Below are 17,360 nucleotides of genomic sequence, written 5' to 3'. Positions count from 1 at the left end.
CCCTTCGATTATATAGAATATATATAGAATACATAATAGAGAATAAGAGGCTTATAAATTAAAAAAAAAGTTAATTATTCGCTTCTGAAAAACGTTATTAGTGCATAAAACAAGGCAAAAAAAGGTTTTCTGCGTGATGTGTCGCAAAGGAGTAATTATTGCAATAAAAATGGGCTTTGTATGCCTTAGGAAGTTTGTGGAGGCTGAAATTGACCGTACCAAGAAATACAGCTACTGCCCACGAATTAAGATAAGAGGTGTGAAATGCGGTCTGTGGATAGTTCGGTAGATGGCGCTAGAAGGTGTTGTAGACTGTATTAAAGGCTTGTTGATCGTGTAATCAGCCTAACTACGTTAAAACAGCCCTTTTGGGGTCCAAAAGACGTTTTTGTGTTTCAAGAAAAACTACTTTTCTTTGCAATGGCAACTGAAGCAGATATTGTTGAATCCGATGAGGAAGCTTTTTAAAAAAGCATTAAACCTATTGTCTTATGGAATCAATAAATAACCGGAACAAAGAGAAGAAAGCCAGCCACATCAGTGGTTGTTATCGAATGATTGCGCAAATGAATGTGATATGTTATCTAGTCCAGATTTGGATCGGCTTGTTTCGGAAGTTTGTTGAACTAGCTAGGCAAACTCCGTCCGGTATAAATTGGATGAATGCTTTGTATCGCCGTCTGGCAGGATTTCTCTTGAACCGAAAGAAGTATTGTTTTGAGGTAAAAGTAAGCTTGTTTCAAGCGCAAACAATGCTTGCTCTTTCAGAAGTCGATTCTGGCTGAGCAGGAGTTGTTAGCATATTCGGGCAAACGGGGAGCTTGATGGAGGCCGAAGAAAAGAGATAGAGTCAAAAAAACATATTCCTCAAGTTCTTGGAAGCTAAAGGAGGTGTGGAGCCCCTCGTAGATAGCAATTTGGTGAAAAAAAGAAAATCCCATGAGGCAAATGCTATTAAGCTTCGCTCATGAGATCCTCTATTTATCTGAATAGGCTTATTTCAGACTACTTGATTCTTTTGTAACCATATACAGCCAATTCTCCCAATTCCTCTTCGATACGAAGTAATTGGTTGTATTTTGCCATACGGTCAGAGCGGCTTAGCGAACCGGTCTTGATCTGGCCACTGTTAGTTGCTACAGCGATGTCGGCAATGGTAGCATCTTCCGTTTCACCTGAACGGTGCGAAGTTACAGTTGTGTAACCATGACGGTGTGCCATTTCGATAGCGTTTAAAGTCTCTGTAAGCGAACCGATCTGGTTAACTTTAATCAGGATCGAGTTACCGCAACCTTTTTCGATACCCTTTGCCAGGAATTCTACGTTGGTAACAAACAAGTCGTCACCTACCAACTGACAACGGTTACCGATACGTTCGGTCAACTTCTTCCAGCCATCCCAGTCGTTTTCGCTCATACCGTCTTCGATAGAGTCGATTGGATATTTGTTGATAAGTTCTTCCAAGAAGTCGATTTGCTCTTCTGCTGTACGCTTTTTGCCTTTCTCTCCTTCAAACTTTGCGTAATCGTAAACGCCGTTCTGATAGAATTCCGAAGAAGCGCAGTCCATACCGATCACAATATCTTTTCCCGGTTCGTAACCTGCAGCTTTGATAGCGGCAAGAATCGAGTTCAGGGCATCTTCTGTTCCTTCCAGTACCGGAGCGAAACCACCTTCGTCACCTACAGCTGTGCTAAGGCCACGGTCTTTCAATACTTTTTTCAATGCATGGAATACTTCAGCACCCATACGCAAACCTTCTTTGAAAGAGGGAGCGCCTACCGGACGGATCATGAATTCCTGGAAAGCAATAGGAGCGTCGCTATGCGAACCACCGTTGATGATATTCATCATAGGTACAGGCATGACGTACGTATTTGTTCCACCAATGTAGCGGTAAAGAGGAAGGTCCAGATAAGAAGCGGCAGCTTTAGCTACGGCGAGAGACACACCTAAGATTGCGTTAGCACCTAGGTTTGATTTTGTCTTCGTACCATCCAGCGCCAGCATGGCATAGTCAATTTTTCTTTGTTCGAGTGACGACATTCCGACAAGTTTGGGCGCGATGAGGTTGTTTACATTGTCAACCGCTTTCTGCACACCTTTGCCGCCGTAACGTTTTTTGTCTCCGTCGCGGAGTTCCAGCGCTTCGTGCTCGCCGGTAGAAGCACCTGACGGGACAGATGCGCGTCCGATGATGCCAGATTCTAATACTACGTCAACTTCCACTGTGGGATTACCTCTTGAATCGAGGATTTCTCGTGCTACAATTTTTTCAATTTTCATCGTTTCTCTTGTTTATAATGATGTGGCAAAGGTACTCACTTAGGTGAAAGTGGAAAATCACTATTAATAGGTATTCTGGCTTCCATTTTCTCCCTACAAATCAGTAACTTCGTCGTTTAATAAAAAACAAAGATCCTCCTTGTTTTGTTTACACGGCAAAAGTGAATAAAAGTTAGTCTTTGATGATTACTCCCAATAAAGGAAGCAAGTCCATCGCTTGCAAAGAGCCGATTATGGCGCCCCGCAAATCGTTTATGTTAAGTGAAATCCCGTTGATGCGCGAGGTACGTAGGTCGATGCCTCGCAGCGATGTATGCGAGAAGTCGCTTTCGGTTAGCTCACAACTCTCGAATGCGGTGGAAGTCAGGCGACAATTGTTGAAACTTCCGTTCAGTAGCTGACTATTGGCGAAACGTACCTGATTTGTTTTACTCATCGACAGGTTGATGTAGCTAGCATTGCAATCACTGAATAGCACATGGTTGAGGGTGGTTTCCGACAGGTTGGTTCCGACTAACTTGCAGGAGATGAACTCCGTTCGGTGGAGCGCACTTTCTGCCAAAGAGATATTGGATAGATCGCAATTCACGAATCGTACATCGCTCAACTGCATGGAGCGGAACTGGCAATCACTGAATGTCTGATTCCTGAAAGTGCAGTTTCGGACGCTGTGATATGGTTTGTCGATTCCTTCCTCCGGGTACCGTTCGAAGAGGAATCCTGAAACTGTTTCTTCTGTTGCCAACCACTCTTTCAGTGATTTTTCGCTAGCGATCTGTTCGTCTGTTTGTGGAGGCTGATACGAATAGGTTTGGAGTCTCTCTTTTTGATCATGATTTATCGATTTTGTTAGAACTGTTTGCCCAAGTACCCGCCTAGTATTACAGCCAGCAGCCCGATGGTAGTACTCAGAAGTGCGTAAGCCAGAAAAGTTCCGTAGAACCCTCCCTTTAGCATATTCAACCCGTCATTCGCAAAAGTAGAAAAAGTGGTATAGCCACCGCAAATGCCAACGGTGAGGAATAGTCGGGTCTCCAGGGCGAGATGCAACCGTTCGGACAGCGAATAGAATAGTCCGATAAGCAGACAGCCGGTTATATTAATAACAAATGTTCCCCATAAGAAGGGAAAAGCCCAACTACCCATTCGCTCGTTTACGATTAACTGACCCAGATAACGGAGGACACTCCCGATGCCACCTCCTATAAAAACATAGAAAACTTCTTTCATTTGCTCTTTTTTTAAGGGATTGCTGATACTGATGCAAAGGTAGACAAATTGCTTTAGAGTGAATCTCTTTTTTCTTTTATGTATTTCTTTTTTTTTATCAGACGGATTCTTTTTCGTACTTTTGCACATCTTAAAACAAACTCAATAAAAGAAGGATAGGATATGGGAGGTTTTTTCGGAACGGTCTCGCAAGTGGCTTGCGCGACTGATTTATTTTATGGCACAGACTACAATTCACATTTAGGCACAAAGCGGGGCGGGCTGGCTACGTATAGCAAAGAACAAGGTTTTATCCGCTCCATTCACAACTTGGAAAGTACTTATTTCCGAACAAAGTTTGAAGATGAATTGGATAAGTTCGTCGGGAATTCCGGAATTGGAATTATCAGTGATACCGATGCTCAACCTATAATCATCAATTCCCACCTCGGACGTTTTGCCATTGTTACCGTTGCTAAGATAGCCAATACGAAAGAACTGGAAGACGACCTCCTCGCCAAAAATATGCACTTCGCCGAACTCAGTTCGGGTGTGACCAATCAAACGGAACTTATCGCCTTACTTATCATTCAAGGAAAAAACTTTGTCGAAGGAATTGAAAACGTATTCCGTCACATCAAGGGTTCTTGTTCAATGTTGCTGCTGACCGAAGATCGTATCATTGCCGCTCGCGACCGTTTGGGACGCACGCCAATTATAATCGGGCGGAAAGAAGGCGCTTATGCGGCAACGAGTGAGTCTAGCTGCTTCCCGAACCTGGACTATGAGATTGAGAAGTATCTGGGGCCGGGTGAGATTGTAGAGCTTCGTGCCGACGGCATGAAGCAACTGCGCAAACCGAACAAAGATATGCAGGTTTGCTCGTTCCTATGGGTGTACTATGGATTCCCAACCTCTTGTTATGAAGGCATTAATGTGGAGGCAGTACGTTTCGCCAGTGGGATGAAGATGGGGCGGAAAGATGAGTCGGAAGTTGACTGTGCCTGCGGAATACCGGACTCGGGGGTAGGCATGGCGTTAGGTTATGCCGAAGGTAAAGGAGTGCCTTACCACCGGGCTATCTGTAAATACACACCGACTTGGCCGCGAAGTTTTACACCGAGCAATCAGGAAATGCGGTCGCTGGTAGCCAAAATGAAGCTAATACCCAACCGGGCTATGATGCAAGGCAAGCGGCTATTGTTCTGCGACGACTCGATTGTGCGCGGTACTCAGTTGCGTGACAATGTGAAGGTACTTTATGAGTACGGAGCGAAAGAGGTACATATGCGTATTGCCTGTCCGCCGCTTATTTACGCCTGCCCGTTTGTTGGGTTCTCGGCTTCTAAAAATGCGCTTGAACTGATAACGCGTCGCATTGTGAAGGAGTTGGAAGGAGACGAGAACAAAAATCTGGATAAGTATGCCACTACCGGTTCGCCGGAATACGAAAAGATGGTAAGTATCATAGCCGAGCGTTTTGGCCTGAGTTCGTTGAAGTTCAATACGCTCGAAACCTTGGTCGAAGCCATTGGTCTGCCTAAGTCTCAGTTGTGTACCCATTGCTTTGACGGAAGTAGTCGCTATTGATCGGACCTGTAAAAAGGATTGTAAATTATAAAAAAAGAGCCGTGGATTGCTTGGCAATTCACGGCTCTTTTGCTACCTTTACGCCACTCTAAATTAACAAATTGCAAAAAAATAAATAAGATGACATTAACAGAACGCTTTTTAAAGTATGTGAGTTTGACACTCAGTCCGATGAATCGACACGACTCACTCCCAGCACTCCGGGGCAAATGGTATTTGCCAAATATCTGAAAACAGAACTTGAAGCGTTGGGGCTTGAAGAAATTACACTGGATGAGAACGGCTACCTTTTTGCTACTCTTCCGGCTAATATTGATAAGGAAGTTCCGACTATCGGCTTTATTGCTCATCTGGATACTAGTCCGGACATGACTGGAAAGGATGTTACTCCACGGATTGTAGAAAAATACGACGGAACAGACATTGTGCTTTGTGCCGAAGAGAAAGTAGTGCTTTCTCCTGCACAATTTCCCGAACTGCTCAATCATAAGGGAGAAGATTTGATTGTGACCGATGGTAAAACATTGCTCGGAGCTGATGATAAAGCGGGTATTGCCGAAATCGTTTCGGCAATGGCTTACCTGAAAGAGCATCCTGAGGTTAAACATGGCAAGATACGCATCGCATTCAATCCCGATGAAGAAATTGGTGAAGGTGCTCATAAGTTTGATGTCGAGAAGTTTGGTTGCGAATGGGCTTACACAATGGATGGTGGAGAAGTGGGCGAACTGGAGTTTGAAAACTTCAACGCAGCTGTTGCCAAGATCGTATTTAAAGGACGCAACGTGCATCCGGGATATGCCAAGAATAAGATGATTAATTCCAGCTATATCGCGAATCAGTTCATAACGATGCTTCCCCGTAGCGAAACTCCCGAACAGACCGAAGGTTATGAGGGATTCTACCACCTAATCAGTGTACAGGGAGAGGTGGAACAAAGCGCGTTGACGTATATCATTCGCGATCATGATCACGTCAAATTTGAAAACCGGAAAAAAGAAATCGAACTTCTGGTGAATAAGATTAATGCTGAGTTTGGAGAAGGAACTGCTGTGCTCGAACTTCGTGATCAATATTACAATATGCGCGAGAAGATTGAACCGGTGATGCACATTATTGATACGGCTTTTACCGCTATGGAAGCCGCCGGGGTAAAACCCAATGTAAAGCCAATCCGTGGGGGAACTGATGGTGCACAATTGTCATTCAAAGGATTGCCTTGCCCGAATATATTTGCCGGCGGGGTGAACTTTCACGGACGCTATGAGTTTGTGCCTATTCAGAGCATGGAAAAAGCGATGAAAGTAATCGTAAAAATTGTCGAATTGGTAGCTGCTAAGTGATAGCTGCAGCCTTCAGCATACAATCTTTATTAAAATAGAAAACTAGCTGCTTATGAAAACCACTCCATTTACAGAGAAACATGTGGCATTAGGTGCCAAAATGCACGAATTTGCAGGTTACAATATGCCTATCGAATATTCAGGCATTATTGACGAACACTTAACCGTATGCAATGCGGTCGGTGTGTTTGATGTGTCGCACATGGGCGAATTTTGGGTTAAAGGGCCTCAGGCATTACCTTTCCTCCAGAAGGTGACTTCTAACAATGTGGCTGCGCTTGCCCCCGGTAAGATACAATATACTTGTTTCCCCAATGAAGCGGGAGGTATTGTCGATGATTTCCTGATTTACCAATACGAGGCGGAGAAGTATTTGTTGGTAGTGAATGCTGCGAATACAGAAAAAGACTGGAACTGGTGTGTGGCTCATAATACGGAGGGTGCGGAGTTGGAAAATGCTTCAGATCATATGGCACAGCTTGCCGTACAAGGACCGAAAGCGCTTCAGGCCTTGCAAAAATTAACGGCTATTGATCTGGCCTCTATTCCTTACTATACATTTAAAGAAGGAGAGTTTGCCGGAGCGAAAAATGTAATAATATCCAATACGGGGTATACGGGATCTGGAGGTTTTGAACTCTATTTTTATCCCGAAGAGGCCGATAAAATATGGAAGGCGGTTTTTGAAGCAGGAGAGGAGTACGGCATCAAGCCGGTAGGGTTGGGTGCTCGCGATACGCTGCGCTTGGAAATGGGATTTTGTTTGTACGGCAATGATCTGGATGATGCAACATCTCCGCTCGAAGCCGGGCTAGGCTGGATTACTAAGTTTGTAGAAGGCAAGAATTTTATCAGTCGCCCGCTATTGGAGAAGCAGAAAGCCGAAGGAGTAACTCGTAAACTGGTAGGCTTTGAGATGGTAGATCGTGGAATCCCTCGTTCGGGCTATACGCTGATGAATGCGGAAGGTGAAACAATCGGAACGGTAACTTCAGGAACCATGTCGCCTACTCGTAAAATCGGAGTGGGACTGGCGTATGTGAAACCGGAATATAGCACTGTCGGCACGGAAATGTTTATTGATATGCGCGGACGTAAGCTGAAAGTTGTGGTAGTGAAGCCGCCTTTCAGAAAATAAACGCGCACGTTATATTTAACTAACAAACTCCCGGAAACCCTCTTTGGATTTCCGGGAGTTTGTGCTTTTGGGGCCCTTGGAGTGCGAATAATTACGAATCAAGCCTGCTGTCTTTTGGACTTTTACGAGTTCTTTGTACATTTTTTATCAGCCTTGAATGATGGGTAGGGTGTCGAGAAACTTGATTCCTATCAACTGCCATATTATCAGTGAAATATATGTGTGTCGTGTGCTCGTAGTCAGGTGAAGTTGTCCCTAAAGTGACAGAGGTCTCATTCTTTTTTCGTTGGCGGTTGCTAAAAAACGAGTTTTTTGTTGATGCTTTTTTCTTCTTTTTGTAATTTTGTCAGCAGTTTACTGAGAACCGTAGCCAAAACCTCATATAAAAAATAACATCGATGTCCAATTTGCCTACCCTCATAGCCGACCTTGCACTCATCTTGATTTGTGCCGGGGTAATGACTCTATTATTTAAAAGATTGAAACAGCCCCTGGTTTTGGGGTATGTTGTTGCCGGATTTTTGGCAAGCCCTCACATGTCTTTCACTCCGTCTGTGATGGATACTGCCAATATTGAAACCTGGGCAGACATCGGTGTCATCTTCTTGCTCTTCGCGTTGGGATTGGAATTCAGCTTTAAGAAAATCGTGAAGGTTGGAGGTTCGGCCATCATAGCGGCCTGTACCATTATCTTCTGTATGATCCTGTTGGGTATTGGGGTTGGAACTCTCTTCCATTGGTCACGTATGGACTGCATCTTTCTGGGTGGTATGATCGCCATGTCTTCTACTACCATTATATATAAGGCTTTTGATGATTTGGGCCTGCGCAAGAAACAATTCACGGGTCTGGTATTGAGTATATTGATATTGGAAGATATATTAGCCATTGTATTGATGGTGATGCTTTCTACCATGGCAGTAAGCAATAACTTTGAAGGCGTGGAGATGCTGGAGAGTATCGGAAAGCTTATCTTCTTCCTGATCCTATGGTTTGTAGTTGGTATCTATCTTATCCCCGGCCTGTTGAAGCGTTATCGCAAACTGATGGGGGAAGAGACGCTGCTGATTGTATCCCTCGCACTCTGTTTCGGTATGGTAGTAATGGCTTCGCATGCCGGATTCTCGGCTGCTTTCGGTGCTTTCATTATGGGGTCTATTCTGGCGGAGACAATCGAAGCCGAGTCGATCGATCATCTGGTGAAGCCGGTAAAAGACTTGTTTGGCGCAATTTTCTTTGTGTCGGTTGGTATGATGGTTGATCCGGCGATGATCGGAGAATATGCCATTCCCATCATTGCAATCACCTTTGCCGTAATTCTCGGTCAGGCATTCTTTGGTACGTTTGGCGTACTCCTTTCCGGTAAACCCCTCAAGACGGCCATGCAATGCGGCTTTAGTCTTACGCAGATCGGAGAGTTTGCCTTTATCATTGCCTCACTGGGAGTTTCGTTGCATGTAACCAGCGACTTCTTATATCCGATCGTTGTGGCTGTTTCTGTCATCACAACCTTCCTGACTCCTTATATGATTCGTTTGGCCGAGCCGGCTTCAACATTCGTCGATGCTCATCTGCCAGACTCGTGGAGGAAAATGTTAACCCGTTATTCATCCTCGCAAACCGTGCTCAATCATGAGAATATATGGAAAAAACTATTGTTTGCCATGGCGCGTATCACGGTGGTTTATTCCATAGTAAGTGTCTCTGTAGTCGTTCTCTCTTTTCGGTTTGTGATACCTTTCTTTCAAACGAATCTACCTCCTTTCTGGGCTTCATTGGCAGGTGCCTTGTTTACGATCTTGTGTATCTCGCCTTTCTTACGGGCTATCATCGTAAAGAAAAACCATTCAGTTGAATTTATGGCTTTGTGGAATGGTAATCGAGCGAATCGCGCTCCATTAATTTCAACGGTGATTCTTCGTATTATCGTAGCAGTATCTTTTGTGGTGTTTATCATTTCCGGCCTATTCGAACTTTCTACCGGATTGATGATCGGAATGGCTGCACTTGTCGTAGTGTTAATGGTTTGGTCGCGCAGTTTGAAAAAGCATTCGATTTTGATTGAACGGAAGTTTATTCAGAACCTACGCTCCAGAGATGTCCGGGCAGAGTATTTGGGACAGAAGAAACCGGAATATGCCGGTCGCCTGTTGACTCATGATCTGCACTTGGCCGATGTTGAAATTCCGGAAGAATCATTCTGGGCAGGAAAAACAATGATGGAGTTGAATCTGGGAAAGAAGTATGGAGTGCATGTGGTATCTATTCTTCGGGGGAAGCGGAGATTTAATATTCCGGGAGGCTCTGCTCGTCTCTTTCCGTTGGATAAACTTCAAGTAATAGGAACCGATGAACAGTTGGCTGTCTTTAGTGAAGCGATGCAGAAAGGGGCTGCTATTGATTCGGATGTGTACGAACAGAGCGAAATGACATTGAAACAATTCATTATTGATAGTGATTCGGTCTTCTTGGGTAAGACGATTCGTGAATCCGGGATTCGCGATAAGTTCCATTGTATGATTGCCGGGGTAGAACGTGAAGACGGAACATTGATGGTACCGGATGTGAATATTCCTTTCGAAGCGGAGGATATTGTATGGGTGGTAGGCGAAAAAGCCAATGTTTACCAATTAATTAATCAAAAAAACGAGAAAGTACAAGTCGGATAGAGATAGAAGCACTATTTTTGTCTGATCAAAACATAAAATAACTTTATCATGAAAAGCGATCCGAAAGAATGTCTGTATTGCCAGAATAATGAAACGCTGCATAATCTGATGATTGAAATTGCGGAGTTAAGCGTGTCACGTGTTTTCCTGTTTAAGGAACAAACCTATCATGGACGTTGCCTGGTGGCTTATAACGGCCATATTAATGACTTGAATGAATTGAGTAACGAAGAACGTAATGCATTTATGGATGATGTAGCGCGTGCTACTCGTGCGATGCAACGTGCTTTCCATCCGGAGAAGATCAATTATGGAGCTTATTCCGATAAACTGTCTCACTTACATTTCCACTTGGCTCCGAAGTATGTTGACGGACCCGATTATGGAGCTACATTTCAAATGAATCCGGGCAAGGTTTATCTGACTGATGCTGAATATCAGAACTTGGTAGAGGCTGTAAAGGTGAATTTGTAAGAACTAAAAATCTCTCCCTGATTTCCTTTCTCAGGCGAATCGGGGAGAGATTTTACTAAAAGGGTCGGAAGGACCTATTTTTCTTCAAAGTCGAAGTCGAAATCAAAGTCATCCATGGATTCGGGTGTAGTGAATCCTTCCAGACTTCGGCGATCTTTCTTTGTGGGGCGTCCGGTACCACGTGCGCGGTCAACAAATCCGCTGACCTTACTCATCTCCAACAATTCGTATTGGTCGGGAGTCGTTACATTTTCCATTACTTCAGGTACCAGTTTGGCGCCTACGCGTTTTTCAATGGGTTGCAAAACTTTGAACGAGTAGGTGATAGGCGGCTTCCTAACTTGAATAACATCCCCCGGCTTAATCATGCGAGCGGCTTTCACGAGTGAGCCATTGATTGTGACTCGTCCTTTTTTGCAAGCTTCCGCAGCGATGGTGCGCGTTTTGAATATACGCACAGCCCACATCCATTTGTCTATTCTTGCTTCAGGCATATGCTTATTTTTTATTGAATTGATTCATCGTTATATCAATCCCCGCTAAACAGAAACTCTTTATGATTTCTCCGGCAGCGTTCAGTCTCTCTTCCATAGTCTGCCAATCTTCATCCGTAAATGAACTGAGCACGTAGTCTACTTGTCCTCCACGGGGAAAATCATTCCCGATACCGAACCGTAGACGAGCATATTCCTGTGTACCTAAGGTGGTTGCGATGTGTCGCAAACCGTTGTGGCCTGCATCGCTTCCTTTGCCTTTTAATCGCAGGGTGCCGAAAGGTAGTGCCAGATCGTCTACTACGACCAAAACATTCTCCAAGGGGATTTTCTCTTGCTGCATCCAATAGCGAACAGCCAGCCCGCTCAGGTTCATGAACGTTGAGGGTTTCAGTAGTATGAGTTGACGCCCTTTGATAGAAAAAGAAGTCGTAAACCCATAACGCCTGTCTATGAATGGAGGTGCATTGTTTACTCTGGCTAATGCATCTACACTCATAAACCCAATGTTGTGGCGGGTTTCATGATATTGGGGACCTATATTTCCCAATCCGACAATGAGATACTTTATCATAAATGAAAGGATTCTAGAAAATAAAAAAGCAGATTAACGCAAACCAATGCAGATTGAACATCTGCTTTAATCTGCATTAATCTGCGTGTAAGTATACTCTTTACAGGTATGCTAATTATTTGGCTGCTGCAGCGGCGGCACCTCTTGCTGCACGAGTCAGCTTAACAGTACATACCACAGCTTCTTTTGCACTGATCAGTTCAAGACCGTCAAAGTTTAGTTCGCCAACCTTAATTGATTTACCCAATCCAAGGTGAGATACGTTAACAGTCAACTTCTCAGGAATTGTATTATACAATGCTTTTACTTTGATCTTACGCATTTGCAATGCTAACTTACCACCGGCTTTCACACCTTCGGCTAAGCCCTGCAACTGAATCGGAACTTCCATTACGATAGGTTTAGCTTCGTCGATTTGGTAAAAGTCTACGTGTAAGATATAGTCTTTTACCGGGTGGAATTGAATATCTTTCAAAATAGCGTTTATTCTTTTGCCATCGATAACTAGGTCTACCACGTAGATGTGCGGGGTATAAACTAAGTGACGGAGTGCATCGTTAGCCACAGTAAAGTGAACAACTTCTTCACCTCCATAAAGTACGCAAGGTACACCACCTTCGTTACGGATTGATTTCAAAGCTCTAGCTTGTTCAGAAGAGCGTTCTGCAATAGTTCTTGCAGTTCCTTTTACTTCAATTGATTTCATTTTCTTGATTTTTTGTGTTACTCTAAATTAAGTTACTTTGCTTAATTCACCATTACACGATGTAGCTAAACCACACGATGTTGCAAAAAAGCGGTGCAAAAGTACCATTTATTTTTTTAATATCAAAAGTTCTGATCTTAAAAGTCAATGTCGATCTTTATTTCTCCTTCCAGAGAGTCACTTTTAACTTTTTTATCCAGTATCTCGCATATACTACCCATCTCACTGTTCTGGTCGGCTTGGCCGCAAGGCTGTTGTAGCTTGATGAAGCCAATGGCCTGCGTCAGTCCCGACATAAACTTTTCAAAATCCTCTTTATATAAGAAGATCTTATGTTTCTCAAAGCTAACCTGCGAATCATCTCCATCTGACATTACAACCTTTTTGCTCTCTGTGATGGCTAGAAACATTTCGTCTTTACGGTTCTTCTTAACATCCAGATAATAAATACGTTTACCCGCTTTAATAGACTTAGAGAATACAATCTCCCTGTCGTTAACATCTGCACTCAATTTCTTTTTAAAATCTTCCATATCATTCAGTCCGTTTATAATCGGCTTCAAAATTGGATATTTTTTTTAAACTGTCAAAAGAAAAAGGGTAGAGATTGAATTTCTACATTAAAAAATGTGATTTATTTGTGTAGACTCGCTAAAAATATCTACTTTTGCAGTTCGATAATAACAGTATTAATTAGAATTATGATCAATCGAGTTCTTATTCGTCTTAAGATTATACAGATCGTCTATGCCTATTATCAGAACGGCAGTAAAAATCTAGACTCAGCGGAGAAGGAATTATTCTTTAGTCTTTCGAAGGCGTACGACCTTTATAATTATTTGCTAATGCTGATGATAGCATTGACAGAGTATGCACAAAAACGCATTGACACGGCAAAAGCAAAACTGGCACCTAGCAAAGATGAATTGTATCCCAATATGAAATTTGTGGAAAACAAGTTTATTGCTCAGTTAGAAGTCAATAAGCAATTATCTCAATTCGTCGCCAATCAGAAGAGAACCTGGGCGAACGATCAGGATTTTGTGAAAGAGTTTTATGAGAAAATTGTAGAGTCGGATATTTATAAAGATATATGGCTTCTGAAGACAACTCTTATGAGGCTGACCGTGAATTATGGCGGAAGATTTATAAAACCTATGTGTTTAACAACGATCCTTTGGATCAGGTATTGGAAGATCAAAGTCTTTATTGGAATGATGATAAAGAAATTGTAGATACTTTCGTGCTTAAAACAATTAAACGTTTTGATGAGAAGAATGGAGCTAATCAAGAATTATTGCCGGAGTTCAAAGATGATGAGGATCAAGAATTTGCCCGCCGTCTTTTCCGTCGCACCATTCTGAATGCCGACTACTATCGCCACCTTATTAGCGAGAATACGAAAAACTGGGAATTAGACCGTATTGCATTTATGGATGTAATCATTATGCAGTCAGCTTTGGCGGAAATTTTGAGTTTCCCAAATATCCCGGTTAGCGTGTCGTTGAATGAATATGTGGAAATCGCTAAACTGTATAGTACTTTCAAGAGCGGTGGCTTTGTTAATGGCACATTGGATGGAATAGTTAATCAATTGAAAAAAGAAGGTAAGTTAGCCAAAAACTGATACCTTTGTTTATATAAGTAGAAACTAAAACTGATTATTTATGAACTTATTGCCCGTATTAATGCAAGCTCCATCTCCAGCCGGAGGAGGAAGTATGATGTGGATCATGTTGATAGCAATGTTTGTTATCATGTATTTCTTCATGATTCGCCCTCAAAATAAGAAACAAAAGGAAGTAGCTAACTTCCGTAAATCACTTCAAGTGAACCAACAGGTTATCACAGCTGGTGGTATTCATGGCGTTATTAAAGAAATTAATGACGATCATGTTGTGCTTGAAATTGCTTCTAACGTTAAGATTAAAATAGATAAGAGTTCTATTTTTGCGGATGCATCGGCTGCTAATAATCAGCCTAAATAAAAAGCAACTATGAATCAATGTCAGTGATTGATCGTAAATATATTAAGCATATATATTTGAAGATATCCAAGAAGATTAAGGATTTTCTGCTTAGTGAAAAAAGCAGAGAGTTCTTAATCTTTTTGTTTTTCTTCCTAATCGCTGCCGGATTTTGGTTGCTGCAGACCTTAAATAATGATTATGAAGCGGAGTATTCCATTCCCGTTCGCTTGAAAGATGTCCCGAACAATGTAGTACTCACATCCGAGCCTCCTTCCGAACTTCGGATTCGGGTAAAAGATAAGGGAACTGTATTGCTGAATTATATGCTGGGAAAAAGCTTTTTTCCGGTGAGCTTGAGTTTTGCCGATTATAAGGGAAGAGGGAATCATGTGCGGATTTATGCGACGGAGTTTGAAAGGAAGATTCTGAGCCAGTTGAGTGCTTCTTCCCGATTGCTTTCTATAAAGCCCGATACATTGGATTATATCTATTCTACCGGAAAGTCCAAGCGCGTACCTGTGCGATTTCAAGGAGAAGTGTCGGCCGGTGCTCAGTATTATGTTTCCGATACGCTTTACAAACCGGATTCTGTATTGGTATATGCTCCGAAAAATATCTTAGATACCATAACTACAGCTTTTACGCAACGAATGGCGTATGAGAATATATCGGATACGATACGTAATCAAGTCGCATTGGCTTATGTTAAAGGCGCCAAGTTTGTTCCGGGTGCGATCGAATTGACTTTCCCTGTTGATATCTACACCGAAAAAACAGTCGAAGTTCCATTACGTGGGGTTAATTTCCCTGCTGGTAAGGTATTGCGTACCTTTCCCTCCAAGGTGACAGTTACTTTCCAAGTCGGCTTAAAGCGTTTCCGGCGAATTAAAGCAAGTGACTTTGTCATTAATGTTTCTTATGAGGAATTATTGAAACTCGGATCCGACAAATATACCGTTAAGCTGAAAGCGATCCCACATGGAGTTAATCAAGTACGTTTCACACCGGAGGAGGTTGATTTCTTAATAGAGCAAATACCAGTTCCCGATGAGTACTAAGATTGGTATAACCGGTGGAATCGGGAGTGGGAAAAGTATTGTTTCCCGCCTGTTGGAAATCATGGGAGTACCTGTCTATATATCCGATATCGAATCAAAGCGAATTACATGTACCGATGAGTATATTATTCGCGAGTTGTCGGCTTTAGTAGGAGAGGGTATTTTGGTAGATGGGGAGCTGAACCGCTCTTTATTAGCTGCTTATTTGTTTGGACATCCGGATCATACGAAGGCCGTGAATGCGATTATACATCCGCGAGTAAAAGACGACTTTAGAAAATGGGCGGCTTGCCGCGACACCTATGATTTAATCGGAATCGAATCTGCCATTCTGGTGGAAGCCGGCTTCAGGGAAGAGGTTGATTATGTAGTAATGGTGTACGCTCCTTTGCACGTAAGTTGATAGGGCTGTACGTAGAGACGGTGCTTTGCGGGAGCAGATCATGAAACGTATTGATTCGCAGATGAGTGACGAAGAGAAGCGTGGACATGCCGATTTTGTGCTGATAAATGATGGTGAAACACCGCTAATCCCGCAGGTTTTAAATCTAATCTCTTTGCTATCTAAAAATAATTCTTACCTTTGCCCAGCAAAAAATAACTCAATTAAAAATTAATATATTAACAACTATGTTGAAGACAATCTTGTCGATCTCCGGCAAACCTGGACTGTACAAACTAATTTCACAAGGAAAGAATATGTTGATTGTAGAATCAATCAGTGCTGATAAAAAACGTTCTCCGGCTTATGGAACAGAGAAAGTTATTTCATTAGCAGATATCGCAATGTATACAGACGATGAAGAGGTTCCTTTGGCTGATGTTCTGAGCTCTTTGAAAGAGAAAGAGAATGGTGAAAAAGCCTCGATTGATCCGAAAAAAGCTACTCCTGAACAACTTCGTGAGTATTTGGCAGAAGTGTTGCCTACTTTTGATCGCGAACGGGTTTATGTAGCCGATATTAAGAAGTTAATTTCTTGGTACAATATCTTGATTACGAATGATATTACAGATTTTAAATTAGCTGAAGAACCAGCTGACGAATCTGAAGAAGTGAAAGAGGCAGAGTAAACCCTTGCTCTCTTAACTTAAGATAAAATACGGTGTTGCGTATAAATGAGTAACACACGAGCTAAAGATGTAGCATTATATTTCTTAATTCAGAAAGTAATGCTACATCTTTTTTGTAAATAGGCCTTAATTTAGTAGGGGAGGACGTTTATTAGCATAGCGGATTGGAGTCACTCGGGAAAGTATGGAGAGTAATCATGATGCCCTGATGTTATACGTTGATTAGAAACTTTCATTCGCTGCCGACTCCTTTCGAGTTTTAACTCTCCTATATCGTACGTTCATCCGTAGATTGCCTCTGTTCCCAACCGAAATCTTGAACACAATACAACTGCCACAACTACTTTAAACCATCGACCTTTTTGCGCTGCTAAACTGTCTTTAACCGGTAGGTAAGTAAGGCTATCATCAGACTTATAACAAACGATAAAATATAAATTATATATTTAAAGAAAAGCGGGTTGTTTGGCTATTTTTTCTTCTTTTGCGTTCTGTTTCTATACGCAGTCTGTTAGCTGTGTGCTTCTGAAAGTAATGTATCGCTACGGATTTTATCGTCTTCATTGATATGCCCTGGCGAAAAAAAAGATACTCTGTTAGAGAGTCTCTTCTACCTCTATCTTCCTGTATGTTATTTTTTATCTTGGAAAGAAAAGATAAGAGATGATAGACTGGAAGTCTATTTATACCCTGTAAATGAGATGTTTGTGCTTTGTAGGCGATATGGCTGTGACTTGATAATCAGCTGTAGCCTGCTTGATAGCTAATAATTTCTTAT

General features: G+C 42.4%; 15 protein-coding genes and 3 pseudogenes. 11 read left to right on the top strand and 7 right to left on the bottom strand.

Annotated features, from left to right (window positions below; genetic code table 11):
* Positions 1-491 precede the first annotated feature (491 nt).
* Positions 492-785, top strand: a complete 294-nt coding sequence (locus JCM10512_RS14135; protein ID WP_044164058.1) for a hypothetical protein — start codon at positions 492-494, stop codon at positions 783-785.
* A gap of 220 nt (positions 786-1,005) precedes the next feature.
* Here the strand turns inward: JCM10512_RS14135 and eno are convergent, their stop codons facing one another.
* From eno to crcB, 3 genes are all read right to left on the bottom strand, one after another.
* Positions 1,006-2,286 (bottom strand): phosphopyruvate hydratase, encoded by a 1,281-nt coding sequence (eno, locus tag JCM10512_RS14130; protein ID WP_044164056.1) that lies wholly within the window; start codon positions 2,284-2,286, stop codon positions 1,006-1,008.
* Positions 2,287-2,458: 172 nt separating this feature from the next.
* Entirely contained in the window at positions 2,459-3,031 is a 573-nt protein-coding gene (locus JCM10512_RS14125; protein ID WP_439644380.1) for a pentapeptide repeat-containing protein, read from the bottom strand.
* Between the two features lie 104 nt (positions 3,032-3,135).
* Positions 3,136-3,516 (bottom strand): fluoride efflux transporter CrcB, encoded by a 381-nt coding sequence (gene crcB / locus JCM10512_RS14120; protein ID WP_044164052.1) that lies wholly within the window; start codon positions 3,514-3,516, stop codon positions 3,136-3,138.
* Between the two features lie 162 nt (positions 3,517-3,678).
* Between crcB and JCM10512_RS14115 the strand changes: the two genes are divergently transcribed.
* From JCM10512_RS14115 to JCM10512_RS14095, 5 genes and pseudogenes are all read left to right on the top strand, one after another.
* Positions 3,679-5,085, top strand: coding sequence for an amidophosphoribosyltransferase (locus tag JCM10512_RS14115; RefSeq protein ID WP_044164048.1), 1,407 nt, complete (start codon positions 3,679-3,681; stop codon positions 5,083-5,085).
* A 120-nt stretch (positions 5,086-5,205) separates the two neighbouring features.
* Positions 5,206-6,428, top strand: a pseudogene (gene pepT, locus JCM10512_RS14110) (peptidase T).
* A gap of 52 nt (positions 6,429-6,480) precedes the next feature.
* Positions 6,481-7,566 (top strand): glycine cleavage system aminomethyltransferase GcvT, encoded by a 1,086-nt coding sequence (gcvT, locus tag JCM10512_RS14105; protein ID WP_044164046.1) that lies wholly within the window; start codon positions 6,481-6,483, stop codon positions 7,564-7,566.
* Positions 7,567-7,964: 398 nt separating this feature from the next.
* A complete protein-coding gene (locus JCM10512_RS14100) occupies positions 7,965-10,235 on the top strand; it encodes a cation:proton antiporter (protein WP_044164045.1) in 2,271 nt (756 codons plus the stop codon).
* A 48-nt stretch (positions 10,236-10,283) separates the two neighbouring features.
* A complete protein-coding gene (locus JCM10512_RS14095; RefSeq protein ID WP_044164043.1) occupies positions 10,284-10,709 on the top strand; it encodes an HIT family protein in 426 nt (141 codons plus the stop codon).
* A 74-nt stretch (positions 10,710-10,783) separates the two neighbouring features.
* On the opposite strand, the gene JCM10512_RS14090 is transcribed toward JCM10512_RS14095, so the two are convergent.
* The 4 genes from JCM10512_RS14090 to JCM10512_RS14075 form a co-directional block, all read right to left on the bottom strand.
* Positions 10,784-11,203 carry an RNA-binding S4 domain-containing protein gene (locus JCM10512_RS14090; RefSeq protein ID WP_044164041.1) on the bottom strand — a complete coding sequence of 140 codons (420 nt, stop codon included), beginning with the start codon at positions 11,201-11,203 and terminating at the stop codon, positions 10,784-10,786.
* A gap of 4 nt (positions 11,204-11,207) precedes the next feature.
* Positions 11,208-11,774 (bottom strand): aminoacyl-tRNA hydrolase, encoded by a 567-nt coding sequence (pth, locus tag JCM10512_RS14085; protein WP_044164088.1) that lies wholly within the window; start codon positions 11,772-11,774, stop codon positions 11,208-11,210.
* A gap of 118 nt (positions 11,775-11,892) precedes the next feature.
* Complete coding sequence (locus JCM10512_RS14080) at positions 11,893-12,483, bottom strand: 50S ribosomal protein L25/general stress protein Ctc (RefSeq protein WP_044164039.1); 591 nt, start codon at positions 12,481-12,483, stop codon at positions 11,893-11,895.
* Between the two features lie 137 nt (positions 12,484-12,620).
* Complete coding sequence (locus JCM10512_RS14075) at positions 12,621-13,016, bottom strand: PUR family DNA/RNA-binding protein (protein ID WP_044164085.1); 396 nt, start codon at positions 13,014-13,016, stop codon at positions 12,621-12,623.
* 168 nt (positions 13,017-13,184) lie between these two features.
* On the opposite strand from JCM10512_RS14075, the pseudogene nusB reads away from it, so the two are divergent.
* From nusB to JCM10512_RS14050, 5 genes and pseudogenes are all read left to right on the top strand, one after another.
* Positions 13,185-14,110: pseudogene (gene nusB / locus JCM10512_RS14070) on the top strand (transcription antitermination factor NusB).
* A gap of 40 nt (positions 14,111-14,150) precedes the next feature.
* On the top strand, positions 14,151-14,471 hold the full coding sequence (gene yajC / locus JCM10512_RS14065; RefSeq protein WP_044164037.1) for a preprotein translocase subunit YajC: 321 nt from the start codon (positions 14,151-14,153) through the stop codon (positions 14,469-14,471).
* Between the two features lie 17 nt (positions 14,472-14,488).
* Complete coding sequence (locus JCM10512_RS14060) at positions 14,489-15,511, top strand: CdaR family protein (protein WP_221240106.1); 1,023 nt, start codon at positions 14,489-14,491, stop codon at positions 15,509-15,511.
* Positions 15,501-16,128, top strand: a pseudogene (gene coaE, locus JCM10512_RS14055) (dephospho-CoA kinase). Before JCM10512_RS14060 ends, coaE begins: the two are co-directional and overlap by 11 nt.
* A 13-nt stretch (positions 16,129-16,141) precedes the next feature.
* Positions 16,142-16,582, top strand: a complete 441-nt coding sequence (locus JCM10512_RS14050) for a DUF5606 family protein (protein WP_044164035.1) — start codon at positions 16,142-16,144, stop codon at positions 16,580-16,582.
* The last annotated feature ends 778 nt before the right edge of the window (positions 16,583-17,360 follow it).

Source organism: Bacteroides reticulotermitis JCM 10512, from assembly GCF_000517545.1.
GTDB lineage: Bacteria > Bacteroidota > Bacteroidia > Bacteroidales > Bacteroidaceae > Bacteroides > Bacteroides reticulotermitis.
This window is presented reverse-complemented; position numbering and strand designations above follow the sequence as displayed.